The sequence below is a fragment of the Salifodinibacter halophilus genome (assembly GCA_012999515.1).
GTDB lineage: Bacteria > Pseudomonadota > Gammaproteobacteria > Nevskiales > Salinisphaeraceae > Salifodinibacter > Salifodinibacter halophilus.
In genome coordinates this window covers 1-235 of the sequence record JABEEB010000748.1, presented here as the reverse complement: position 1 = coordinate 235, position 235 = coordinate 1, and the positions used below count along the sequence as shown (strand labels likewise).

Genomic DNA, 235 nt, shown 5'->3' with positions numbered 1-235 from the left:
TGCGGGTGCAGGTGGACGGCAACGGCTACAAGGTCGACCGCCGCTACGACCTGCCGGTGCGTCCGGCCTGGCCGTCGGTGCTGCGCTCGCGCACCCGCGTGCTCGACGAGATCGGCGCGATCCAGCTCGGCAGCGATTTCGCCGAAGGCCTGATGCCCGATTCGGTCAGCGCGCGCATGGTGGTCAGCGCCTTGCCGCCGATTCCGTTCGCCAGCGCGCCCTGCAGCGCGCTGGC

1 protein-coding gene is annotated in these 235 nt (G+C 71.9%); it reads left to right on the top strand.

Annotated elements, in window-relative coordinates:
* A partial coding sequence (locus HKX41_13570; GenBank protein NNC25162.1) for a hypothetical protein occupies positions 1 to 235 on the top strand: 235 nt, incomplete at both ends.